A 25,999-nucleotide genomic window follows, 5' to 3' on the forward strand; every position below is an offset into this window, starting at 1 on the left:
AGGAGGGTTCAAAATTATTTAGTAGTCAGAGACAATTTCAGAATGAAAGTTCATAACAGGTTGGTCAGTGAAACTAACAAAATGACTTTCGGCACATGCAGAAAGGTATCACTCAGTGACAGCAGACAATAAATGATTCCTCCGTAGTTCAGTGATTTTTACTACGCCATCCACACTGGATGTGATCACCTGGCTGCCATCGGCGCTAAAGGTGGCCGATGAAATAGAGTCATCATGGACAATGTTGGCTTTTTCTAACCATGAGCCATCGTCCTGCTGACCAATGATTTTTGCCGTGTTGTCATAGCTGACAGTCACCAGATGGCGGCCATCAGGGCTGAAGGTGGCTGATGAGACCCAATTCTTGTGGGAAAAGGTGGCTTTTTCTTCCCATAAGCCATTGGCTTTTCGGCCGACTATTTTCACTGTGCGATCTTTGCTGGCGGTCACTACATGACGGTTATCGGGGTTGAAAACGGCCGAATGGACAGTTTTCCTGTGTTGAATGGTGGTATTTTTTTCCCATGATCCATCGGCTTTCTTCTCACAGATTTTCGCTTTGCCATCACTACTGGCGGTAACCAAATAGCAACCATCGGCACTGAAGGTGGCTGACATGACAGGAGCATTATGAGTAATGACACCTTCTACTTCCCATAATCTATCGTCTCTCTGGCTAAGGATTTTCGCCATTTTATCGTCGCAGGCGGTCACCACATGGCGGGCATCGGTGCTGAAAAAGGCTGAATAGACAGGTATGTAATGGGGAAGGGGAAGGGTGGCTGATAACTGCCATGATCTATCATCGTCGTTCCGGCTATGGATTTGCGTTATGCCATCATAACAGGCGGTCAGGACATGTCGACTGTCGGTGCTGAAGCTGGCTGAATTGATGCCTGCATCATGGGAAATGGTAGTGTTTGGTTGCCATGATTCATCGCACTCCCGATTAACTATCTTTACTGTGTCATCATCACCAGCAGTAAGTAGATGGTGACTATCGGGGCTAAAAATCGCTGATTTGACCCTTTCGTCATGGGCAATAGAGGTTATTTTTCCCCAGGTTCCATCAGCCTTTTGGCAGTAGATTTTTGCCGTATTGTCGCCATTGGCGGTGACCAGATAGTGGCCATCAGCACTGAGGTCGACTGAGTAGACTTCAGACTTTATATCAATGGTGGCTTTAGTGACTAATTCAAAGGTTTTACATTGAGACATCAGCTCAGCCCTGGTGAAAAATAACAGAGCAGGTGAATAAACACTTGTGGGCTGGAGGTTTGTAAGTGTTTTGAGTAACGCCTGATCATTAGAAAACGACTCAAACCAGGCTCGGAGTTGATTCTTGTCTTTTCTGCTGATGGTCATTCTCAGTTGATTCTGGTGTGCCGAAGAAAGCTGGCGATACCAGGCTTTTGCCAGTGTGTTGTCTTCTTTGATCAGGTCGCGAAGGCGGGTACATACCTTTTGTAAACTGCGAATATCCCGAAGTTTCAAATGGCGAAAAATCAGGGACAGCGTATCTGAGGTTAAATCCTGAAAAGAAGATTTTTTTTCCTTGTCAGGTACAGTAATGGACCTGCCCACACTGTTACCCGTTGGTGTTAGTGATAGAGCTTGAACTTGCGCTGGTAGTGGTTCAGTGACAGGAGGATTATTTATTCCATGCATGACTGGCTCTTGCAAAGTTGCTAATTATCTTTGATCAACAAGGGCGTTCTAGCAGCCTGTCGGACTTAAGACTGTCCTACTGCGGTTGCAATAAATTGGTCTAAAAATCCCTGTTTCTTCGTCAAATAGCTCGCTATTCTCCTCAGAAACAGAGATTTTTATCCTCAATTTCTTGCAATCCTCGCTACGGACGTTTAAGTCCGACAGGCTGCTAGTTAGTCAGAGACAGTTTCAGAATGAAAGTTCATAACAGGTTGGTCAGTGAAACTAACAAAATTTCTTTCGGTACATTCACAGGATGGCGTCACTCAGTGACAGCAGACAATGAATGATTCCTCCGTAGTTCAGTGATTTTCACTATGCCATCGAAACCGGCTGTGATCACCTGGCTGCCATCGGCGCTAAAGGTGGCCGATGAGATAGGTTTACCATGAACAATATTGGCTTTTTCTGACCATGACCCGTCGTCCTGCTGACCAATGATTTTCGCCGTTTTGTCATAGCTGGCAGTCACCACATGGCGGCTATCAGGGCTGAAGGTGGCTGATAAAACCCAATCCTTATGGGAAAAGATGGCTTTTTCTTTCCAAAAGCCATCGGCTTTTCTGCCGTAAATTTTCACTGTGTAATCTTTGCTGGCAGTCACTAGATGACGGCCATCGGGGCTGAAGGTGGCCGAGTTGACAGTTTTCCTGTGTTCAATGATGAAATTTTCTTCCCATGATCCATCGGCCTTCTTGCTATAAATCCTCGCCATGCCATCCATACTTGCGGTGACCATATAGCGAGTATCGGGGCTGAACGTGGCTGAAAGGGCATTGGCATAACTGGCGATGGTATCTTCTTCTTCCCATAATCCATTGTCTTTCTGGCGATGGATTTTCGCCGTTTTATCCATGCAGGTGGTTACCACATGGCGGCCATCGGTGCTGAAAATGGCTGAATTGACAGATTTTTTATGGGGAAGGATGGCGGTTAACACCCATGATCCATCATCCTTTCGGCTATGGATTTTCGCTGTGTTATCCCAACTGGCGGTCACGACATGACGACTATCGGTGCTGAAGCTGGCTGAACTGATCTCAAGATCATGGCGAATGGTGGTGTTTGCTTCCCAGGTTCCATTGCATCCCAGACCATATATATTTGCCGTGCCATCATCACTGACGGTTACTACATGGTGACTATCGGGGCTGAAATTCGGTGATTGGACAAATTTTTCATGTGGAATGGTTGTTTTTATTTCCCATGACCCATCAGGCTCGTGGCAGAAGATTGTTGCTGTATTGTCTCCATTGGCGGTGACCAGGTATCGTTCATCAGCACTGAGGTTGGCTGAGTAGACTTCACATCTTATGTCAATGGTAGCTCTGGTGACTAGTTCAAAGGTTTCACATTCAGACATCAGCTCAGCCCTGGTGAAAAATAATAGAGCAGGTAAATAAGTACTGGTTGGCTGGCGGTCTGTAAGTGACTCGAGTAACGCCTGATTATTGGAAAACGACTCAAACCAGGCTCGGAGTTGGTGCTTATCTTTAATGGTGAGGGTCATTCTCAGTTGCTTCTGGTGTGCTGAAGAAAACTGGCTATACCAGGCTTTTGCCAGTGCGTTATCTTCTTTGATAAGGTCTCGAAGGCGGGTAGATACCTTTTGTAAACTGCGAATATCCCGAAGTTTCAAATGGCGAAAAATCAAGAACAGCGTATCTGAGCTTAAATCCTGAAATGAAGATTCTTTTTCCTTGTCAGGTACACTAACAGACCTGCCCGTATGGTTACCTGTTGGTGTTAGCGATAGAGCTTGAGCTTCTGTAAGTGATGGTTCAGTAACGGTTTTTTTATTTATTCCATGCATGACTGGCTCTTGCAAAGTTGCTATTTAAGTACTCAACCTTTCGCAGTTCAGTGATTTTCACTATGCCATCCACACTGGATGTGATCACCTGACTGCCATCGGCGCTAAAGGTGGCCGATGAAATAGAGTCATCATGGAAAATGTTGGCTTTTTCTAACCATGAACCATCATCCTGCTGACCAATGATTTTCGCCCTTCCATCCCTGCTTGCCGTCACCACATGGCGGCCATCAGGGCTGAAGGTGGCTGATAAGACCCAGTCGTTATGGAAAAAGGTGGCTTTTTCTTCCCATAAGCCATCGGCTTTTCGGCCGTAAATTTTCACGGTCTGATCTTTTCTGGTCGTCACCAAATGACGGCCATCGGGGCTGAAGGAGGCCGATTTGACATCTTTAGTGTCTTGAATGAAGGTGTTTTCTTCCCATGATCCATCGGATTTCTTCTCATAGATTTTCGCCCTGCAATCTTGCATACCGACGGTAACCACATAGCGACTATCGGCGCTGAAGGCGGCTGACAGGATAGCCTCCTCATGGGGAAAAACCACTTTTTCTTCCCATAATCTGTCGTTCTGGCTATAGATTTTCGCGATTTTATCCCAGCAGGCGATTAGCAAATGGCGGCCATCGGTGCTGAAAGTGGCTGAATGGACAGGACTGTATTGGGGAAGGATGGCAGTTAAATTCCATGATCCATCATCCATCTGACTGTAGATTTTTGCTGTGTGATCAGTACTGGCGGTTACGACATGTCGACTATCGGTGCTGAAGCTGACTGAACAGACTGAAAGATCATGGCTAATGGTGGCCTTTGGTTTCCATGATTCATTGGATTCCAGGTCACATAGCTTCACCATGTCATACGGACTGGCGATGACCAGATGGTGACTATCGGGACTGAAAATTGCCGATACGACCCCTCTATCAAGAGGTATGGTGGTTTTAATTTCCCATGTGCCATCAGCCTTGTGGCCGTAGATTTTTGCAGTATTGTCGCCATTGGCGGTGACCAGATAGCGGCCATCAGCACTGAGGTCGGCCGAGAAGACTCTGTTGTCAGATTCTATAAGCATGAGCTCGTCAGTGCTGGTGGCTGAGTTGGCGTTATAAATTTTTTCAATGGTGGCTTTTGTGACTAATTCAAAGGTTTTACATTGAGACATCAGCTCAGCCCTGGTGAAAAATAATAGAGCAGGTGAATAAACACTCGTGGGCTGGCGAACCGTGAGTGACTCGAGTAACGCCGGATCATTCGTAAACGGCTCAAACCAGGCTCTGATTTGATTCTTATCTTTTATGCTGATGGTCATCCTCAGTTGATTCTGGTGTGCTGAAGAAAACTGGCGATACCAGGCTTTTGCCAGAGCGCTATCTTCTTTGATAAGGTCGCGAAGGCGGGTAGATACCTTTTGTAAACTGCGAATATCCCGAAGTTTCAAATGGCGAAAAATCAAGGACAGTGTATCTGAGGTTAAATCCTTAAATGAAGATTTTTTTTCCTTGTCAGGTACAGTAATGGACCTGTCCGCACTGTTACCCGTTGCTGTTAGCAATAGAGCTTGATCTTGTGTCAGTAGTGGCTCAATAACAGAATTATTATTTATTCCATGCATGACGGGTTCCAGCAAAGTTGTTATTTATCTTTGATCAACAAGGAGGTTTAGACATTATTTGGTTAGTCAGACACAATTTCAGAATGAAAGTTCAAAACAGGCTGGTAAGTGAATTAACAAAATTTCTTTCGGCATATAAGTACTCAACCATACGAAATCATATTTTCTGACTCATTGTTCAGGCACTCGCGGCAACTGCTCCTGCGTTGCTCTAGCTCCTGCATCCATGCAGTCGTGCGGCGTTGCAACTCTGGTCACATAGCTTGCTATGTTCCCGTCGTTGCGCCTTGCAGAGCACCTGCCCAATAAGCCAGAAATATTCGATTCCGTATGGCTGAGTACTTACAGGACGGTATCACTCGGCGACAGCAGACAATAAATCATTCCTCTGTAGTTCAGTGATTTTCACTATGCCATTACTACTGGCGGTGACCACATGGCTACCATCGGCGCTAAAGTTGGCCGATAAGATCCAGTCATCATGAACAACGTTGGCCTTTTCTGACCAGGAGCCATCATCCTGCTGACCAATGATTTTTGCCGTTTTGTCATAGCTGGCAGTCACCAGATGGCGGCCATCAGGGCTGAAGGTGGCTGATGTAACCGAATTCTTATGGGAAAAGGTGGCTTTACCTTCCCAAAAGCCATTGGCTTTTCGGCCGACTATTTTCACTGTGCCATCGTTGCTGGCGGTCACCAGATGGCGGCCATCGGGACTGAAGGTGGCCGAGTTGACAGTTTGCGTGTGTTGAATGACGGTATTTTCTTGCCATGATCCATCGGACTTCTCCTCATAGATTTTCGCCTTGTAATCCATACTGGCGGTGACCACATAGTGACCATCGGCGCTGAAACTGGCTGACAGGACAGCACCATCATGGGGAATGGTATCTTTTTCTTCCCAGCTTCGACCAGCCCTCTGGCTGTAGATTTTCGCCACCATATCGTTACAGGCGGTTACCAAATAGCAGCCATCGGTGCTGAAAGTGGCTGAACGGACAGAAGACTTATGGGGAAGAATGGCTGTCAACTTCCATGATCCATCGTCCTTCCGGCTATGAATTTTCGCTGTGTTATCGGAACCGGCGGTCGCAAGATGTCGGCAATCGGTGCTGAAGCTGGCTGAATTGATGAGACCATCATGGAGAATGGTGGTGTTTAGTTCCCATGATTGATCGCACGCCAGATCATATATCTTCGCCTTTCCATTCAAACTGACGGTGACTAAATGGTGACTATCGGGGCTGAAAATGGCTAACTCGACCCATCCGTCATGGGAAATGGTGGTTTTTTTTCCCCATGTTCCATCGGCCTTTTGGCCGTAAATTTTCGCCGTTTTGTCTCCATTGGCGGTGACCAGATGGAGGCCATCGGCACTGAGGTCGGCTGAGTTGACTTGATTGAGTCCCGCTAAACGGTTGCATTCGACATTGCTGGTGGCTGAGCTGGTTTTATAAGTTTTGTCAATGGTGGCTTTAGTGAATAATTTAAACGTTTCACATCCAGACATCAGCTTAGCCTTGTTAAAAAATAACAGACCGGCTGAATAAACACTTATCGGTTGGCGGTTTGTGAGTGACTTGACTAATGCCATATCATTCGAAAACGACATAAGCCACGCACGGAGTTGATTCTTATTTTTTGTTCTGATGCTCATCCTCAGTTGCTGCTGGTGTGGTAAGGAAAACTGGCGATACCAGGATTTTGCCAGAGCGTTATCTTCTTTAATAACGTCGCGAAGGCGGGTACATACCTTTTGTAAACTGCGAATATCCCGAAGTTTTAAATGGCAAAAAATCAGGGACAGCGTATCTGAGGTTAAATCCTGAAATGAAGATTTTTTTTCCTTATCAGCTACAGTGATGGACCTGCGCGCATGGTTACCCGTTGGTGTTAGCGATAGGTTTTGCGTTATTGGTAGTTCAATAGCGGAGTCATTATTTATTCCATGCATGACGGGTTCCTGCAAAGTTGTTATTTATCTTTGATCAACAAGGGCGGTGAAAAATTATTTAGTCAGTCAGAGACAGTTTCAGGATGAAAGTTCAGAACAGGTTGGTCAGTGCAACTGACAAAATGACTTTCGGTATGTGCAGGACGCTGTCAGTCAGTGACAGCAGACAATAAATGATTCCTTCGCAGTTCAGTGATTCTCACTGTGCCATCCATACTGGATGTAATCACCTGACTACCGTCAGGGTTAAAGGTGGCCGATGAGATAGAGTTATGATGAACAATGTTGGCTTTTTCTAACCATGTCCCATCATCCTGTTGACCAATAATTTTTGCCGTTTCGTCATTGCTGGCAGTCACCACGTGGCGGCTATCAGGGCTGAAGGTGGCTGTGTGAACATAGCCCTTATGGTGAATGATGGCTTTTTCTTCCCATAAGTCATCGGCTTTTCGGCCGCAGATTTTCACTGTGCCATCAGTGCTGGCAGTCACCACATGTCGGCCATCGGGGCTAAAGGTGGCCGAGTTGACACCTTTCATGTGTTGAATAATGGTATTTAGTTGCCATGATCCATCGGCCTTTTTGCTATGGATTTTCGCCTTACAATCCCTACTGGCAGTGGCCACATAATGACCATCGGCGCTGAAGGTGGCTGACAGGACTGCTCCCTCATGGGAAAAAACCTCTTTTTCTATCCATGATCTATCGGTCTGCTGACTATAGATTTTCGCAGTATCATCCTGACTGGCGGTTAACACATGGCAGCCATCGGTGCTGAAAGTGGCCGAATAGACAGCTTTCTCATGGGGAAGGTCGGCCATAAGCTTCCATGACTCATTGAGCATCTTGCTATGGATTTTCACAGTCCCGTCCAGACTGGCGGTAACCAGATGTTGGCTGTCGGTGCTGAAGGTAGCTGATACGATGCAACGATCATGGAGAATGGTGGTGTTTTGTTCCCATGATTCATCACATCCCAGATCGTATATCTTCGCCGTGCCATCCGCACTGGCGGTTACTACATGATGACTATCGCTACTGAAGGTAGCTGATTCGACCCAAGTGTTATGGGTAATGGTGTTTTTTTTATCCCATGTTCCATCAGCCTTTTGGTGGTATATTTTTGCCGAATCGTCGCCATTGGTGGTTAGCAGATAAAGGCCATCGGCACTGAGGGCGGCTGAGTTGACTTTATTGAGGCGTTTTATACGGAGGTATTCTTCGAAGTTGATGGCTGAGTTGGTATTATAAGTTTTGCCAATGGTGGCTTTAGTGACTAATTCAAAGGTTTTACATTTAGACATCATCTCAGCCCTGGTGAAAAATAACAGCGCAGGTGAATAAATACTCGTCGGCTGGAGATCGATGAGTGACTCGACTAACGTCTTCTCATTCGAAAACGACTTAAGCCAGTTACGGAGTTGATTCTTATCTTTTGCAAAGATGGTCATTCTCAGTTGATTCTGGTGTATTGAAGAAAACTGGCGATACCAGGCTTTTGCCAGAGCGTTATCTTCTTTGATCAGGTCGCGAAGGCGGGTACATACCTTTTGTAAACTGCGAATATCCCGAAGTTTTAAATGGCGAAAAATCAGGGACAGCGTATCTGAGGTTAAATCCTGAAATGAAGAATTTTTTTCCTTGTCGGCTACAGTGATGGACCAGCGCGTATGGTTACCCGTTGGTGTTAGCGATAGAGTTTGCGTTATTAGTGGTTCAATAACGGAATCATTATTTATTCCATGCATGACGGGTTCCTGCAAAGTTGTTATTTATCTTTGATCAACAAGGGCGGTTAAAAATCATTTAGTCAGTCAGAGACAGTTTCAGGATGAAAGTTCAGAACAGGTTGGTCAGTGCAACTGACAAAATGACTTTCGGTATGTGCAGGACGCTGTCAGTCAGTGACAGCAGGCAATGAAGGATTCCTCCGTAGTTCAGTGATAATCACTGTACCATCCTCACTGGCTGTGATCACCTGGCTGCAATCGGCGCTAAAGGCGGCCGATGAGATCTTGTCATCATGGGTAATGGTGGCTTTTTCTAACCATGACCCGTCATCCTGCTGAGCGATGATTTTCACCGTTTTGTCTCTGCTGGCAGTCACCAGATGGCGACCGTCAGGACTGAAGGTCGCTGATAAGGCCCAATCCTTGTGGGAAAAGGTGGCTTTCTCTTCCCAAAAGCCATTGGCTTTTCGACCGTAGATTTTCACCGTGCCATCGTAGCTGGCAGTGGCTACATGGCGGCCATCGGGGCTGAAAGTGGCTGTGTTGACGATTCCATTGTGTTCAATGGTGGAAATTTTTTTCCATGATCCGTCGGCCTTCTTGATAAAGATTCTTGCCTTGCAATCCCTGCTAGCGGTGACCAGATAGCGGCCATTGGGGCTGAACCTGGCTGATATGACAATACCATTATGGGGAATGGAGTCTTTTACTTGCCATGATAATCCATCAGCCCTCAGGCTATGAATTTTTACCGTTTTATCGTGACAGCCCGTTACCAAATGGCAGTCGTCAGTGCTGAAAGTGGCTGAATAGACAGAAGACCAATGGGGAAGGATGGCTGTATATTTCCATGATCCATCATCCTTCAGGCTATAGATTTTCGCTCTGCAATCCCAACTGGCGGTCACCACATGTTGACTATTGGTGCTGAAGGCGGCTGATTTGATGCGTCCACTATGGAGAATGATGGTTTTTGGTTCCCAAGACCCATCGCACCCCAGAGCACATATCTTCGCCGTGTAATTCAAACAGATGGTTAATAAATGTTGACTATCGGGGCTGAAAATGACTGACTCGACCCGGTTTTCATGGGGAATAGTGGTGTTTATTTCCCATATTCCATCCGCCTTGCGGGCGTAAATTTTTACCGTATAGTCTCCATTGGCGGTAACCAGATAGCGGCCATCAGCACTGAGGGCGGCTGAATACACTTTAGTAAGGAATTCCATCGGCAGGTGATCAGGAGTATCGATGACTGAGTTGGCAAGATAAGTTTTATCAATGATGGCTTTAGTGACCCGTTCATAGTTTTCACATTTAGACATCAGCTCAGCCCTGGTGAAAAATAACAGAGCAGGTAAATAAACACTTTCTGTTCGGCAATCTGTGAGCCAATTGAGTAACGCCTGATCATTAGAGAACGACTCAAGCCAGGCATGGAGTTGTTCCTTGTCTTTTACATTAATGGCCATCCTGAGTTGATTCTGGTGTGGTGATGAAAACTGGCCAAACCAGGCTTTTGCCAGGGTGTTATCTGCTTTGATAACGTCACGAAGGCGGACACATACCTTTTGTAAACTGCGAATATCCCGAAGTGTTAAATGGCAAAAAATCCTGGATAGTGTATCTGAGGATAAAGCCAGCAATGAAGATTGTTGCCTTATTTCCTTATCAGGTAGAGTGACGGACCTACCCGCATTCCAACCCACTAGTGCTAACAATCGATCTCGAACTCGTTTTAATGGAGGTTTAATACCGGGATTATTATTTATTTCATGCATGACTGGTTCCTGCAAAATTGATATTTATCTTCGATTAACAAGGTCGGTTAACAATCATTTATTTAGTTGGAGCCAGTTTCGGAACGAAAGTTCATAACAGGTTGTTAAGTGCAACTGACAAAGTTTCTTTCAGTACACGCAGAATGGCATCACTTAGTGACAGCAGACAACGAATGATAGCACTCCAGTTCAGTGATTCTCACACTGGCATCCCAACCGGCAGTGATCACACGATGGCCATCGTCGTTAAAACTCGCTGATGTTATCCAGTTAAAATGGGCAATGCTGGCTATTTCTGACCATGAGCCATCGGCCTTCTGAGCAATGATTTTGGCCGTTGAGTCACCGCTGGCAGTCACAATATGGCGGCCATCAGGGCTGAAGATGGCTGATATGACCCAGGACCTATGATAAAAGATGGCTTTTATTTCCCATGAGCCATCGGCCTTTCTGCCGTAAATTTTCACTGTGTCATCTTTGCTGGCAGTGACTACATGACGGCTGTCCGGGCTGAAGTTGGCTATCTTGACATGATCCTTGTGGTCAATGATGGCCTTTACTTCCCATAAACCTTTGTCGTTCTTAGCGCAGATTTTCGCGGTGTGATCCCTGCTGGCAGTGACCACACAGTGGTTATCGAGACTGAAGCTGGCTGAATTGACTACGTCATTATGGTGAATGATGGCTTCTAATCTCCATGGTCCATTGTCCTTCTGGCTATGGATTTTCGCTGTTTTATCCCAACTGGCGGTGACCAGATGGCGGCCATCGCTGCTGAAGGTAGCTGATTGGACAAAATCATCATGGCAAAAGGTGGCTGTTAATTGCCATGATCCATCGTCGTTCTGGCTATGGATTTTCGCTGTCTTGTCCCAACTGGCGGTCAACACATGGCGGCTATCGGCACTGAAGGTGGCTGATTGCACCGAATACTCATGGGTAATGATGGCTTTTTGTGTCCATGATTTATCGCACCCCAGACCATATATTTTTGCCGTACCATCATAACAGGCAGTCACCAGATGCTGACCATCGGGACTGAAACTGACTGAGTTGAGGTCACGGTTGTGTGAAATGTAGCCTTTTTGTGTCCATGATCCATTGGCCTCCTGGCCGTAGATTCTCACTATATTACTGGCGCTGGCCAGATGGCGGCCATCGGCACTGAGGGCGGCTGAGTTGATAGTTCTCTCTTCCTTGATGATGGAATTTGTGACCAGTTTAAACCTTTCATCATGAGACATCAGCTTAGCCCTGGTGAAATACAACAGAGCAGGAAAATAAACACTTTCCCGTTGCCCCACGAGCGAATTGACTAACTCTTTGTCATTCGAAAACGACTGCAACCAATCACGGAGTTGATAGTCATTTTTTCTACTGATGGTCATGCTCAGTTGATGCTGATGGGGTGAAGGAAACCGGCGATACCAGGCTTTTGCCAGAGCGTTATCCTGTTCGACAAGATCGCGAAGGTGGATACATACCTGTTGTAAACTGCGAATATCCCTGAGCTTCAAATAACGAAAAACCCTGGAAAGAGATAATAAGGATAAATGCTGCAGTGAAGGTTTTTCATTTTTTCCTGTGTCAGCTAGAGAGATTGTTCTGCCCGCACGGCTAGCCGCATCTGTTCTTGATTGAACTCGTTCAGGTTCTGAATGAAAGCCTTCAATGCTGGAGTTATTACCTATCCCATTCATGATTTGTTCCCAGAGACTGAGTATTTATTCTTGATTGGCAATTACGTAAAGCATTGAGCTGGTTAATTGCCGAATGGCGTCACTCAGTCAACAGCATTCAATCATTTCTCTGCAGTTCATTGATTTGCACTGTTCCATCCCAACTGGCGGTGACCACATAGCGATTATCGGCGCTAAAAGTGGCTGTCGTAACAAAGTCATCATGGGTAATGCTGGCTCTTTCTGACCACGAACCATCGGTCGCCTGACCAATGATTTTTGCTATACCGTTGTCGCAAGCCGTCGCTATAAGGTGGCCATCAAGGCTGAAGGTGGCTGAAGACACAGCGTCAGGATGTTCAAACACGGCTTTTTCTTGCCATGATTCATGAGCGTCCAGGTAGTAGATTTTCACTGTACCATCATGACTGGCAGTCACTATATGGCGGCTATCGGGGCTGAAGGCAGCTGAGTTAACAGAACGCTCGTGGTGAATGGTGGCTATTTGTACCCATAATCCATTGCTGTCCCTGCCAAAGATTTTCGCCTCTTGGTCATCGCTGGCAGTTACTACATAGCGGCCATCGGGGCTGAAACTGGCTGAATTGATGCTGTATTTATGGGAAATGATACCTTCTAATTCCCATGATCCATCGGCCTTCTGGCTAAGGATTTGCGCTGTGTGATCCCCCCAGGTGATTACTAAATGGTTGCCATCGGTGCTGAAGGAGGCAGATATCTTATTGACGTCGTCGGTCATGGGTTTGTTTTGTTCGATATAACCTCGAGAAATGCTGGCTGTTACTGCCCATGATCCATCGTCCATCCGGCTATGGATTTTCGCTGTGTGATCCCAGCAGACGGTTATTACATGGCAGCCATCGGTGCTGAAAGCGGCTGATTGGACAATACCATCATTGCGCAGGGTGAGGGTGGTTGATAATGCCCATGATTCATCGGACCCCAGGCTATATATTTTCGCCGTGTAATCGGTGCTGATTGTTAGCAAATGCTGACCATCAGGGCTGAAAATGGGTGATTTGACATTGTAGTGACTGGGAATGCTGGTTTTTTTTACCCATGATCCAACACTCTTCTGGTCATAGATAGTCGCCTTAGAGTTATTACTGGCGGTCACAAGATGACGGCCATCGACGCTGAGGGCGGCTGAGTTGATAAGATTATTTTTGTGAATGGTGGCTTCTGTATTCAGATTAAATGTTTCATATTGAGACATTAGCCGGGCTCTGGTGAAATATAACAGGGCAGGCGAATAAACGCTCTCCAGTCTGAGATTTGCCAATGGCTCGACTAACGCCTTATCCTCTGTGAAGGGGTTTAACCAATCACGAATTTGATTACTGTCTTTTGCATTGATGGACGTGCTTAGTTGATGCTGGTGTGCTGAAGAAAACTGGCGATACCAGGCTTTTGCCAGAGCATTGTCGTCTTTGACAGCGGTTTGGAGGCGCTTGCATGACAGTCCTGTATTGTAAATATCTCTAAGCTGCAAACAGCGAAAAATCATGGAAAATGAGGATAAAGACAGTAGTGATGTTCTTGGCTTTTTCTCCTCGCCAGCAACAGTGACGCTCCTGCCTGCGCTGTCAGTCGTTGGTGTTACCAATTGAGCTCGCTCTTTTGGTGGTGAGACTGGACCTTCAACGAAGGGATTATTATCTATTCCGTGCATGTTTGGCTCCTCATAAATCTGGAATTTATCTTCGATCAACAGAGACGTTCGAAAATTATGTGTTCAGCTTAGAGGCTGCTTCGGAATGAAAAGTTCATAACATGTTGTTAAGTGCAACTGACAAAGTTTCTGTCTTTTCGCACTCGCAGAAAGACGTCAGACAATGACAGCAGGTAATGCATCATTCATTCGTAGTTCAGTGATTTGCACCTCGCAGTCCCTGCCGACGGTAATCACATGGCTGCCATCGGCGCTGAAGGTAGCAGATAAGACATTGCCTTTATGGTAAATTCTGGCTTTTTCTGACCATGATCCATCGTCGTTCTGGCCGATGATTTTCGCCGTTCCGTCCCTGCTGGCAGTGACCAGATGGCGGCTATCAGGGCTGAAGCTGGCTGAATTGACCCCATCGTCATGGTTAAAGGTGGCTTTTTTTATCCATTTTTCATCAGCGTTCAGGTAATAGATTTTCACCGTGCAGTCGTTACTGGCAGTGAGCACGTAACGGCCATCGGGACTGAAGGTGGCTGACTTGACAGCACAATCGTGTTCAATGGTGATTTCTGGCAGCCATGACCCATCGGCCTGCCTGCCATAGATTTTTGCTGTGAAATCGCGGCTTGCGGTCACGATATAGTGACTGTCCGGGCTGAAGTTGCCCGTGTAGACGAGACTTTCATGGGGAATGATACCTTTCACTTCCCATGATCCATCGGTCTTCTGACTGTGTATTTTTGCTGTGTAATCAAAACCCGCTGTGACCAGATGGCAGCCATCGGCGCTGAGGGCGGCTGATTCGATACGTGCATTATGGGAAAGGGTGGATGGTAATTCCCATGATCCGTCGTCTTTCAGGCCATGGATCATCGTCGTTCCGTCCCTGCTGGTAGTCAACACATGGCGCTCATCGACAATGAGGCTTAATGCATGACGATTATTTGCCAGGGTCGCTTTATGTTTCCATGACCCATCAGCCTCCTTGTCATAGATTTTCACTGTGCCATCGCCACAGGCGGTCAACACACGGTCACCATCGAGGCTAAAAATAACTGAGTTGACCCAGTCCTCATGGGGAATGGTGGTTATATTTTCCCATGATCCGTCAGTCTTATAAACGTAGATTTGCGGCGTTCTTTCTCTTGGGTCTTCAGCGACGGTTACCATATGGCGGCCGTTAACACTGAGGAGTGCTGTTTCGATAGCCCTGTCTTCCTTGATGTTGGCTTTATTAACCAATTTAAAGGTTTTACACTCGGACATCAGCTTAGTCTTGGTGAAATATAACCGTGCAGGTAAATAAACACTCTCAGGTTTGCAATCTTTGAACGACGTCAGTACCGCCTCATCATTAGTAAATGACTGCAACCAGGCACGGAGTTGATTCCCATTTTTTGTATTGATGGTTTTCCTGAGTTGATACTGGTGTGGTGAAGAAAACTGTCGATACCAGGCTTTTGCCAGAGTGTTATCTTCTTTGATAAGATCGCGAAAGCGGGTACATACTTTTGTTAAGCTGCTAACATCCCGAAACTTCAAATGAGAAAAAATCATGGCAAGTGATAATGAAGATAAACCCTGCAATGAAGGTTTATTCTCGATTTCCTTGTCGGGTTCAGTGACGCTCCTGCCTGCGCAGATAACCTTTGGTGTTTGCAAACGAACTTGCCCGGGTGGTGGGGAGTGTGAACCATCGGTGCTCGATTTATTATCTATTCCATGCATGTTTTATTTCCCTGAAAGTGAGTACTTATCCCTGATTGGCAAAGACGTCCAATATTGATTCAGGTAGTTAGAATCGGATTTAGAGGGAAAGTTCATGACATGTTGTTTAGTTCAACTAACAAAAACAGGACTCTGATTCAGGACAATGGTTAATAATTTCTATCTTTCAACGCAGGCAGAATGGCGTCACTCAGTGACCACCCTTGTTGAGTAAGAAAAATCACATGGTTATACAGACACGCTGAAAAAGGGTTGTGGCAGCAGGCAATAAGTTACTCCTCTGTAGTTCAGTGATTATCACCCTGTTGCCACCAGCGGTCACCACATGGCTGCCATCGTCGCTAAAGCTGGCTGATTTAAGCCAGTATCTGTGGGAAATACAGGCTTTTTCTACCCATGACCCATCGGACAGCTGACCAATGATTTTCGCCGTGAAATCATCACTGGCGGTCACCAAATGGCGGCCATCAGGGCTGAAGGCCGCTGACCTGACACGATCCTTATGGTGAAAGATGGTTTTTTCTACCCATGATCCATTGTTTTTCTGGCCGTAGATTTTCACTCTGCAATCACTGCCGGTGGTCACCAGATGACGGCAGTCGGTGCTGAAGCTGGCTGATGTAACCCGGTCTCTATGAGAAATGCAGGCTTTTTCTACCCATGAGCCATCAGGATTCTGACTAATGATTTTTGCCGTCCAATCGTCGCTGGCGGTCACCAGATGGCGGCCATCAGGGCTGAAGGTGGCTGACTTGACAGGAAGCTGATGATAAAAAATGAAGGCGTTTTTTTCCCATGATCCATCGGTTTTCTGGCGATGGATTTTTGCTGTCTTATCCCAACTGGCGGTGACCAGATGGTGGCCATCGGGGCTGAAGTTACCTGAGGAAACCGCATCATTATGAGAAAATGTGGCTGTCAATTGCCATGATCCATCGTCTTTCCGGCTATGAAGTTGCGCCGTTCCATCCGAACTGCTGGTTATCACATGGCGATCATCGGTGCTAAAGCTGGCTGATATAACCGGGATATCGTGGGAAAAGCAGGCTTTTTCTGACCATGACCCATCGCACCCCAAAAGGTATATTTTTGCTGTACCATCCCGACTGGTGGTCAACACACGCTCCCCATCGTGGCTGAAAATAGCTGAGTTGACCCGGCTTTGATGGGGAATGATGGTATTTGTTTGCCATGATCCATCAGCCATGTGGCGGTAGATTTTTGCTGTATTGTCGGAACTGACGGTTAACAGATGGCGGCCATCAACACTGAGGGCGGCTGAGTAGACAAGTCCATTTTCGTGAATGGTGTCTTTTTTCACCAAATTAAATATTTTATATTCGGACATCAGCCTGGCTCTGGTGAAATATAACCGAGCAGGCACAGAAACCCCCACCGGGTTGAGGTCTGTGAGTGGCTTCAGCAACGCCTGATTATTCGTAAACGACTCTAACCAATCACAGAGTTGACTGGCATCTTTTGTTTTGATGGCTGTTCTTAGTTGATACTGCTGTGGTGAAGGAAACCGACGATACCAGGCTTTTGCCAAAGCGTTATCCTCTTTGACAGCCCTGCGAAGAAAGGTACAGGCAAGTTCCAGACTGCGGATATCTCTAAGCTCCAAACAGGAAAAAATCATGGAAAGTGATAATAAGGATATAGCCTGCAATGAAGGCTTATAATCTATTTTCTGGTCAGATACCCTGACGCTCCTGTCTCTATGGTTACCCTCTGGTGTTTGCAAATGAGCTCGCTTAGGTGGCGAGAGTGAAACTACAATTCTGGAGTTATTATCTGTTCCATTCATATTTTTTCTGTGAAAGCAGGTAGCTATCCTTGATGAGCAACGACGTTCAATCTTGATCCAGCTGCTTAGAGTCGGTTTTAGAATAAAAGTTCATGACATGTTGTGAAGTGCAGCTAAGAAAGTTTATTTCTTTCAACACAGGCCGAATGGTGTCACTCACTGACCACCCGTGTTGAGTAAGAAAAATCACAAGATTGTACAGATACGCTGAAGAAGGGGTGGGGCAGCAGGCAATAAATCACTCCACCGTAGTTCAGTGATTATTACCGTGTTGCCACCAGCGGTCACCACATGACTGCCATCGTCGCTAAAGCGGGCTGATTCAACCCTGTATCCATGGGAAATGCAGGCTTTTTCTAACCATGACCCATCGTGCTGCAGACCAATGATTTTCGCTGTGCCATCATCACTGGCGGTCACCAAATGGCGGCCATCAGGGCTGAAGGCCGCTGACTTGACAGGATCCTCATGTTCAAAGATGGCTTTTTCTACCCATGATCCATTGTTTTTCTGGCGATGGATTTTCACTGTCTTATCCCAACTGGTGGTGACCACATGGTGGTCATCGGGGCTGAAGGTGGCTGATAGAACCGTGCGATTATGGGAAATGCAGGCTATTTCCAACCATGAGCCATCGGGCTGCTGTCTAATGATTTTCGCCGTGCCATCTTCGCTTTCGCTGGCGGTCACCAGGTGGCGGCCATCAGGGCTGAAGGTGGCTGACCTGACACGATCCTGATGGTTAAAAATGAAGGCTGCTTCTTCCCATGATCCATCGGTCTTTTGGCGATGGATTCTCACTGTCTTATCCCAACCGGTGGTGACCACATGCTGGCCATCGGGGCTGAAGTTACCTGAGTAAACAGCATCATCATGGGAAAATGTGGCTGTCAATTGCCATGATCCATCGTCCTTGCGGCTATGGATTTGCGCCGTTCTGTCGAAACTGCTGGTTATCACATGGCGGCCATTGGTGCTAAAGCTGGCTGCCAGAACCGAGTCATTATGGAAAATGCAGGCTTTTTCTGACCATGATCCATCGTACTCCAAACGGTATATTTTCGCTGTGCCATCCCAACTGGCGGTTAACACTTGCTCGCCATCGGGGCTGAAAATAGCTGAGCTAACCCTTCTTCCATGGGGAATGATGGCGTTTGTTTCCCATGATCCATCCGCCATGCGGCGGTAGATTTTTGCTGTATAATCGAGACTGGCGATTAACAGATGGCGGCCATCGACACTGAGGACGGCTGAGTCGACAGATTCATTTGCGTGAATGGTATCTTTTCTCACCAGATTAAATATTTTATATTCGTACATCAGCCTGGCTTTGGTGAAATATAACTGAGCAGGCACACAAACCCCCACCGGGTTGAGGTCTGTGAGTGACTTCAACAACGCCTGATTATTCGTGAACGACTCTAACCAAGCACGGAGTTGAGTGGCATCTTTTGTTTTGATGGCGGCCCTTAGTTGATACTGCTGTGCTGAAGGAAACCGACGATACCAGGCTTTTGCCAGAGCGTTATCCTCTTTGACAGCCTCGTGAAGAAAGGTACAGGTAAGTTCTATGCTGCGGATATCTCTTAGCTCCAAATAGGAAAAAATCATGGAAAGTGGTAATCTGGTTAAAGCCTGCAATGAAGGTTTATCCTTTATTTTCTGGTCAGGTACCTTGACCCTTCTATCTGCATGATTACCCTCTGGTGTTTGCAAATGAGCTCGCTCAGGAGGCGAGTGTGAAACTTCAATTCTGGGGTTGTTGTCTATTCCATTCATATTTTTTTTCTCTGCAAGCAGGTACGTATCCTCGATAAGCAACGACGTTCAATATTGATCCAGCTAGTTAGAATCGGATTTAGAATGAAAGTTCATGACAGGATGTTAAGTGCAGCTAACAAGGTTTGTTTCTTTCAACAGGGGCAGAATGGCGTCACTCATTGACCACCCCTGTTGAGTAAGAAAAATCACAAGATTGTACAGATACGCTGAAAAAGGGGTGAGGCAGGCAATAAATCACTCCGCTTTAGCTCAGTGATTTTCACCATGTGGCCGCCAGCGGTCACCACATAACTGCCATCGTCGCTAAAGCTGGCTGACTGAACCCAGCCATCATGGGAAAGGCAGGCTTTTTCTGACCATGACCCATCGCACCCCAAACTATATATTTTCGCTGTGCCATCGCGACTGGCGGTCAGCGCATGCTCCCCATCGAGGCTGAAAACAGTTGCGTTGACCCAGCTTTCATGGGGAATGGTGGTGATTGTTTCCCAGGATCCATCAGCCATGTGGCGGTAGATTTTTGCTGTATTGTCGCGACTGCCGGTTAACAGATGGCAGGCCTCGGCACTGAGGGCGGCTGAGGCGACATTATTTTCGTGAATGGTGTTTTTTCTCACCAAATTAAATATTCTGCATTCGGACATCAGCCTGGTTTTGGTGAAATATAACCGGGCAGGGAAACAACTATCCTCGCGATTGAGATTTATGAGTGACTCCACCAGCGCCTGGTCATTCGAGAACGACTCTAACCAATCACGGAGTTGATTATCATCTTTTGTTTTGATGGCTGTGCTTAGTTGATACTGCTGTGCTGAAGAGAACCGATGATACCAGTCTTTTGCCAGAGCCTTATCATCGAAGACAGTCTCGGGAAGGGGGGGTGTAAACCCGTTCTGAACTGCGGATATCCCTAGGAGCCTGACCGAGAATAGCGCCCGTAGCGAGGACGGCAGAAAATTGAGGATGAAAATTCGGTTTTGTAAGGAGAATAGCGAGCTATTTGACGAACAAAAGCGGATTTTCAGACCAATTTGCTGCCGCCGCAGTAGGGCAGTCTATTCTCGGTCAGGCTTCTAGGCTCCAAATCGTGAAAAATCATGGCAGATGACGACGGGGAAACTGATAACGAAGGTTTTTCCTTTTCTTCCCTGTCAGATACTGTGATGCTCCTTCCTGCCCTTGTAACCGCTGATGTTTCCAATCGAGCTCGTTTGGGTGGTGGCGGGTGAAGGCCTTCAATGATGGAGATATTGTCTATTTTGTTCCTTGAAAGTGAGTATTTCATCCTTGATGAGCAAGGGGCGCTACAGTCGATACTTGAATTTAGATTCGGTTTTTGCCTGGAAGTTCAGAACAGGTTGATAAGTAAAACCAACAAAATTTTTTCATGACTCGTTCCCACGCTCCAGTGGGTGTCGCAAAACTCTCTCCAGCGTGGGAACGAGTTGACTCCCGTCATTCCCGGCTTCATTCCCGTCATTCCCGGCTTTATTCCCGTCATTCCCGGCTTTATTCCCGTCATTCCCGGCTTCATTCCCGTCATTCCCGCGAAGGCGGGAATCCACACTGACTCTCCGCCAAAACCATACTGCCCGGTGCCCCCCTGGCCTTGTCATCCCCGAGAAGACAGAGACCAACTGTTGGCCCTGGATTCCCGCCTTCGCGGGAATGACGACCTCAGAGCATGGGAACGAGCTGTTGGAGTTTTGCGACACCCTCTCCAGCGTGGGAACGAGTTGACTCCCGTCATTCCCGACTTTACTCCCTTCATTCCCGACTTTATTCTCGGCATTCCTGACTTAATTCTCGTCATTCCCGACTTAATTCTCGTCATTCCCGCGAAGGCGGGAATCCACACTGACTCACCACCAGAACCATTCTGCCCGGTGCCCCCCTGGCCTTGTCATCCCCGAGAAGACAGAGACCAACTGTTGGCCCTGGATTCCCGCCTTCGCGGGAATGACGACCTCAGAGCATGGGAACGAGCTGTTGGTGTTTTGCGACACCCTCTCCAGCGTGGGAACGAGTTGACTCCCGTCATTCCCGACTTTACTCCCTTCATTCCCGACTTTATTCTCGGCATTCCCGACTTTATTCTCGTCATTCCCGACTTAATTCTCGTCATTCCCGCGAAGGCGGGAATCCACACTGACTCACCACCAGAACCATACTGCCCGGTGCCCCCCTGGCCTTGTCATCCCCGAGAAGACAGAGACCGACTGTTGGCCCTGGATTCCCGCCTTCGCGGGAATGACGACCTCAGAGCATGGGAACGAGCTGTTGGAGTTTTGCGACACCCTCTCCAGCGTGGGAACGAGTTGACTCCCGTCATTCCCGACTTTACGCCCTTCATTCCCGACTTTATTCTCGGCATTCCCGACTTTATTCTCGTCATTCCCGCGAAGGCGGGAATCCACACTGACTCACCACCAGAACCATACTGCCCGGTGCCCCCCTGGCCTTGTCATCCCCGAGAAGGCAGAGATCGACCCTTGGCGCTGGATTCCCGCCTTCGCGGGAATGACGACCTCAGAGCATGGGAACGAGCTGTTGGAGTTTTGCGACACCCTCTCCAGCGTGGGAACGAGTTGACTCCCGTCATTCCCGACTTTACTCCCTTCATTCCCGACTTTATTCTCGGCATTCCCGACTTTATTCTCGTCATTCCCGCGAAGGCGGGAATCCACACTGACTCACCACCAGAACCATACTGCCCGGTGCCCCCCTGGCCTTGTCATCCCCGAGAAGGCAGAGATCGACCCTTGGCGCTGGATTCCCGCCTTCGCGGGAATGACGACCTCAGAGCATGGGAACGAGCTGTTGGTGTTTTGCGACACCCTCTCCAGCGTGGGAAGGAACCATATCTAAATAACCAGAAGCACCCTGTTTTATTGCATCGAACTCAGTTCTGAGCTGTCAAGAACTTCTGCTTCCGAGCCATCAATCAATTCAAGTCAGAGCAGTAAGTTGCCTCGTTCCATCCTCACTGGTGGTCTCCAGGATTCGGCCATCGTAGTAGAAGATTAATGATTCGACCGGCCCATCGTGGTGAATGGTGATTTGTTCTGACCATGATCCGTCGGCCGCCTCGCAATAGACTTTGGCCGTGTGATCGTCACTGGCGGTCACCACATGTTTGTCATCAGCGCTGAAGGTGGCTATTCCGATTTTGCCACTATGGCAAATGGTGGCTTTTACTGCCCATGATCCGTCGTCAGTCAATCCAAAGATTTTTGCTGTGTGATCGTCACTGGTGGTCAGCAGATGCCTGTCATCAGAGCTAAAGGTGACTGATCTGATCTTGTCACCATGGAAAATGCAGGCTTTTTCTATCCATGATCCATCTGCCTGTAGGTCAAAAATTTTTGCCGAGTAATCGTTACTGATGGTCACCAGATGCTTGTCATCATTGCTAAAGGTGGCTGATCTGATCTTGTCACCAAGGCAAATACAGGTTTTTTCTGTGCATGATCCATCTGCCAGGTCAAAAACTTTTGCCGTATTATCGTTACTGATGGTTACCAGATGGAGACCATTGAGGCTTAAGATAGCTGAGCTGACAGCACCTCTAGTGGGAACGGTGGACTCTGCTAATGATCCATCGACCTGCCGATTATAGATTTTCGCGCTGCCATCGGTACTGACGGTCACCGAACGGAGGATACCGATACTTCCTTCGGCTTGAAGATGGTGGCTTGGCTGTTGCAAACAGTCATACCGCTCCATACAAAATTGTCTCAGTTCAACTGCAGTAACAACCTTTCCGAAACCAACAGCTGCTGATGCGCTCTGCGGCTGAACAGGTTTTGTTAAGTGTGAGTCTGGAAGTCCGTTAGCACCGGGAGTGCTATTTAAGTTATTCATATCAAGTTCCTTTTTATTAAGTTGGATTTATCCGACATTCATGGATATTGTTTTGAAGGTCATCCAATATTGATTTACTCCATCTATTGAGAGTTCCTTTCAGGATAAAAGTTCATAACATGTTGTTAGTACGACTAACAAATAACAGAGTGTTAATTTAAAATAATCAATGGTAAGTACTCAACCATACGAAATCATATTTTCTGACTTATTGTTCAGGCACTTGCGGCAACTGCTCCTGCGTTGCTCTAGCTCCTGCATCCATGCAGTCGTGCTGCGTTGCAACTCTGGTCACATAGCTTGCTATGTTCCCGTCGTTGCGCCTTGCAGAGCACCTGCCCAATAAACCAGAAATATTCGATTCCGTATGGCTGAGTACTTAAGAAAGTTGAAGTGTGACTTTATGATAAAGTCAGTGCTGATTTTAAATGGTCGGAGTCTTATATTTTTGCATTCTGTAGCTCTAAAAAAATCTCGTATTCTGGTTTTATATTTAAGTGTCTTCTTGAAGCAGAGAATATTCTAAAATACGGACGATCATCCGAGTTTCTTAAAGTTCCAAACAGTGTGGGTACAATCTTCTGATTAAAAATAGCTTTAGAACAGGGTTTGTTCTTTTTTGTTTTAATTGTTTTATTAAATGAGTGTTTGGTGCTTTTTAGTTCTTTCCATATTTTTTTTATTTGATCCATTGTGTTGTTCGGAAAAAGTAATTTCAATTGGCTTTTGCTGTTTAATAAAATTAGATCATTGCCTTTTTTAAAGGTTTTTGTATAGTCCTCTATTGTTGAAGAGTCACCAGTAAGCCATTGATTAAGAGTAAACATACCTGCCATCGATTGTAATATGTGAAAATTGTTGTTTTCTCTGAGAATTACGAAATCGTGACAATACGTTTTAATATTTTCATGTATGTAACTGATTTTATGGATGAATATGTAATCATTTTCTGGGTCGCTATTAATGTAAGTCTTATATAAATGCTGTTCCTCAGATGAAAAAACATAAGGGATTGAACAATTTCCTTTAGCGAGTTTTTCCGCAAGGACTTCTGCTGTTATGTGGCATACATATTGATTCTTTAGTTCATTAGTGCTCAACTCTAATGGAGATAAAGAAGCGCTGCCTGGTTTTATGGGAAACTTTTCACACATGCATTGTTTATCTGCACCCAATGTCTCATCAGTAGCATTGGATAAAAATCTACTACCTGCCTTAATCTCATCTTGAACTGAAACAATTCTTGAAAATGCACAGGAAACTTCTTCTAAAGTGTCCTTAACAAGCTGTGATTCTTCCTCTGGGACAGTTAATTGTGCTGTGCCTGCTAACGGGTTAAAGTTGAGCAATGAAGGTTGACTCTTGTTATAGACAGTGACGTCTCTACCCATACTGACACCCAGTGGTGTCTCTGATTGAGATTGATGAGGTGTTGTCAGGGGGGAGCCAACAATTCTGGAGCTGTTATCTATTCCGTCCATGGTTTTTCCCTGCAAGTTAGCATTTGTCCTGGATTAGCAAGTCGATTAAAAACGGGCGCAGTAATTTAGAGTTGCTTAAGGAATGAAAGTTCATAACATGTTGTAAAGTACAACTAACAAAGTTTCTTTCAGAGCACAAAGAATGGCGTCGCTGAGTGATAACAATCAATTATTCTCTCGTAGTTCAGTGATTTTTACCGTGTTATCCCAACTGGTGGCCATCGGCGCTGAAGTTGGCCGTTCTGAAACCCACCTTATTAACAGAAGAGAACAGACTCTGCCTTGCACAAAAGCCTGATGTATTGGTGTTATATGAATACAAAATAGATAAAATAATTCGAGCTATTGCAATTGACCTTTGTTTTTTATGTGCTATAAGTTTGTTTGCTTTGAAAATGAATACTGATTCATAGCACCTTTCTTGTTATTTTCAGGATATTGAGCTCCACAGCCGTTCTTCCCTGTCGCTCATTGTCATCTTCATTGACTCGGATGTCAGTGAAACTTTTTTTATATGGATTTGTTGAGGCTTTCAATCAGCTATCTAAGAGAAACCATGCAACCATTACAAGATGACCAGACATCAAAAGCCTTATTAAAACCGGCGACGGTTGTTCCATGCACCACAGAATCTGATCAGCCAGCACAGTGGAAACTGGAGTTCTGCCAATACAAGGCAACTATGATGTTGGGTACTGGTGAGCTTAAATTCTTTCCATTTATTCTCAATGGAGAGATTTATCATCGTATAAACAGGTTCACAGGTTGTAATTCTGTTTCAAGAAGTGATGAGGTTTTATTAGAAAATTTTACTGAACGACAAGCAGAAAAAAACAACCTGATTAAAAGGAGACTTTCTGATGTCATAACAAAAGGTTTTAAAAATGTTTGCATAGTTTTAGATAAAGATACAAAAGAACCAATAAAAGGCGTATGTCACGACTTTGCTTACTACTTGAGCCTTGGGTTATCAAATTTTGAGTCCCCGAGATATGATCATGATGCTTTTTTCGAATCACTTCCAAACATAAAAGTCATTGAGTTTACTGGAGAACAGGATTTAAGGTTTGGAGATATTGTGCAAATAACAGAGCAGCCTGCCTGCGTTGAACATAAACCTTTGGTTTACCATAGCGTGGTATATATCGGTGATGGAAAATATATTAGCAAGATTTCTGAACTTGATATTTACTTCCAGGATCTTGAGTCAATATTAGATACTACTGAAGCTCGGAAAAAAGGACGTCTGAGGGTTATCAGAGAGACAGACACCTTGTAAACACCGCAACCCGGAATGATCTTCTCGGATGCCCATTGATGACAGCGATTTAACTCGCTTAGTGATTTTCACTAAGTCGTCACCAATGGCAG

General features: G+C 46.1%; 16 protein-coding genes. 2 read left to right on the top strand and 14 right to left on the bottom strand.

All coding sequences use genetic code 11. The annotated features are described in order from the left end of the window. Window positions 1–108: 108 nt before the first annotated feature. From P6910_RS11840 to P6910_RS11895, 12 genes are all read right to left on the bottom strand, one after another. Window positions 109–1,668 carry an F-box/WD repeat-containing protein gene (locus P6910_RS11840; RefSeq protein WP_317146444.1) on the bottom strand — a complete coding sequence of 520 codons (1,560 nt, stop codon included), beginning with the start codon at window positions 1,666–1,668 and terminating at the stop codon, window positions 109–111. A gap of 304 nt (window positions 1,669–1,972) precedes the next feature. Next, complete coding sequence (locus P6910_RS11845; RefSeq protein WP_317146445.1) at window positions 1,973–3,523, bottom strand: F-box/WD repeat-containing protein; 1,551 nt, start codon at window positions 3,521–3,523, stop codon at window positions 1,973–1,975. Continuing rightward, window positions 3,507–5,135, bottom strand: coding sequence for an F-box/WD repeat-containing protein (locus P6910_RS11850; RefSeq protein WP_317146446.1), 1,629 nt, complete (start codon window positions 5,133–5,135; stop codon window positions 3,507–3,509). Before P6910_RS11850 ends, P6910_RS11845 begins: the two co-directional genes overlap by 17 nt. A gap of 355 nt (window positions 5,136–5,490) precedes the next feature. Next, window positions 5,491–7,089, bottom strand: a complete 1,599-nt coding sequence (locus P6910_RS11855; protein ID WP_317146447.1) for an F-box/WD repeat-containing protein — start codon at window positions 7,087–7,089, stop codon at window positions 5,491–5,493. Window positions 7,090–7,238: 149 nt separating this feature from the next. Next, window positions 7,239–8,837: an F-box/WD40 repeat-containing protein gene (locus tag P6910_RS11860; RefSeq protein WP_317146448.1), complete on the bottom strand. Its 1,599-nt coding sequence runs from the start codon at window positions 8,835–8,837 to the stop codon at window positions 7,239–7,241. A gap of 149 nt (window positions 8,838–8,986) precedes the next feature. After that, complete coding sequence (locus P6910_RS11865; protein ID WP_317146449.1) at window positions 8,987–10,600, bottom strand: F-box/WD repeat-containing protein; 1,614 nt, start codon at window positions 10,598–10,600, stop codon at window positions 8,987–8,989. 149 nt (window positions 10,601–10,749) lie between these two features. Further along, window positions 10,750–12,300 (bottom strand): hypothetical protein, encoded by a 1,551-nt coding sequence (locus tag P6910_RS11870; RefSeq protein ID WP_317146450.1) that lies wholly within the window; start codon window positions 12,298–12,300, stop codon window positions 10,750–10,752. Between the two features lie 97 nt (window positions 12,301–12,397). After that, complete coding sequence (locus P6910_RS11875) at window positions 12,398–13,972, bottom strand: hypothetical protein (protein ID WP_317146451.1); 1,575 nt, start codon at window positions 13,970–13,972, stop codon at window positions 12,398–12,400. 156 nt (window positions 13,973–14,128) lie between these two features. Further along, the gene (locus P6910_RS11880) at window positions 14,129–15,694 is read right to left on the bottom strand and encodes an F-box/WD repeat-containing protein (RefSeq protein WP_317146452.1); all 1,566 of its coding nucleotides are present in this window, start codon (window positions 15,692–15,694) and stop codon (window positions 14,129–14,131) included. 220 nt (window positions 15,695–15,914) lie between these two features. Beyond that, window positions 15,915–17,501, bottom strand: coding sequence for a WD40 repeat domain-containing protein (locus P6910_RS11885; RefSeq protein WP_317146453.1), 1,587 nt, complete (start codon window positions 17,499–17,501; stop codon window positions 15,915–15,917). A 186-nt stretch (window positions 17,502–17,687) separates the two neighbouring features. Beyond that, window positions 17,688–19,280, bottom strand: a complete 1,593-nt coding sequence (locus tag P6910_RS11890) for an F-box/WD40 repeat-containing protein (protein WP_317146454.1) — start codon at window positions 19,278–19,280, stop codon at window positions 17,688–17,690. A 188-nt stretch (window positions 19,281–19,468) separates the two neighbouring features. Next, a complete protein-coding gene (locus P6910_RS11895) occupies window positions 19,469–19,900 on the bottom strand; it encodes a WD40 repeat domain-containing protein (protein ID WP_410493932.1) in 432 nt (143 codons plus the stop codon). 795 nt (window positions 19,901–20,695) lie between these two features. Here P6910_RS11895 and P6910_RS11900 point away from each other — a divergent pair. Then, a complete protein-coding gene (locus P6910_RS11900; RefSeq protein WP_317146456.1) occupies window positions 20,696–22,195 on the top strand; it encodes a hypothetical protein in 1,500 nt (499 codons plus the stop codon). 37 nt (window positions 22,196–22,232) lie between these two features. Here the strand turns inward: P6910_RS11900 and P6910_RS11905 are convergent, their stop codons facing one another. Both P6910_RS11905 and P6910_RS11910 read right to left on the bottom strand, forming a co-directional pair. Continuing rightward, window positions 22,233–23,147, bottom strand: a complete 915-nt coding sequence (locus P6910_RS11905) for a hypothetical protein (RefSeq protein ID WP_317146457.1) — start codon at window positions 23,145–23,147, stop codon at window positions 22,233–22,235. A gap of 440 nt (window positions 23,148–23,587) precedes the next feature. Then, window positions 23,588–24,628 (bottom strand): hypothetical protein, encoded by a 1,041-nt coding sequence (locus P6910_RS11910; protein WP_317146458.1) that lies wholly within the window; start codon window positions 24,626–24,628, stop codon window positions 23,588–23,590. A gap of 556 nt (window positions 24,629–25,184) precedes the next feature. Here P6910_RS11910 and P6910_RS11915 point away from each other — a divergent pair. Then, complete coding sequence (locus tag P6910_RS11915; protein ID WP_317146459.1) at window positions 25,185–25,907, top strand: hypothetical protein; 723 nt, start codon at window positions 25,185–25,187, stop codon at window positions 25,905–25,907. The last annotated feature ends 92 nt before the right edge of the window (window positions 25,908–25,999 follow it).

It is taken from the genome of Endozoicomonas sp. 8E, from assembly GCF_032883915.1.
Taxonomy (GTDB): domain Bacteria; phylum Pseudomonadota; class Gammaproteobacteria; order Pseudomonadales; family Endozoicomonadaceae; genus Endozoicomonas_A.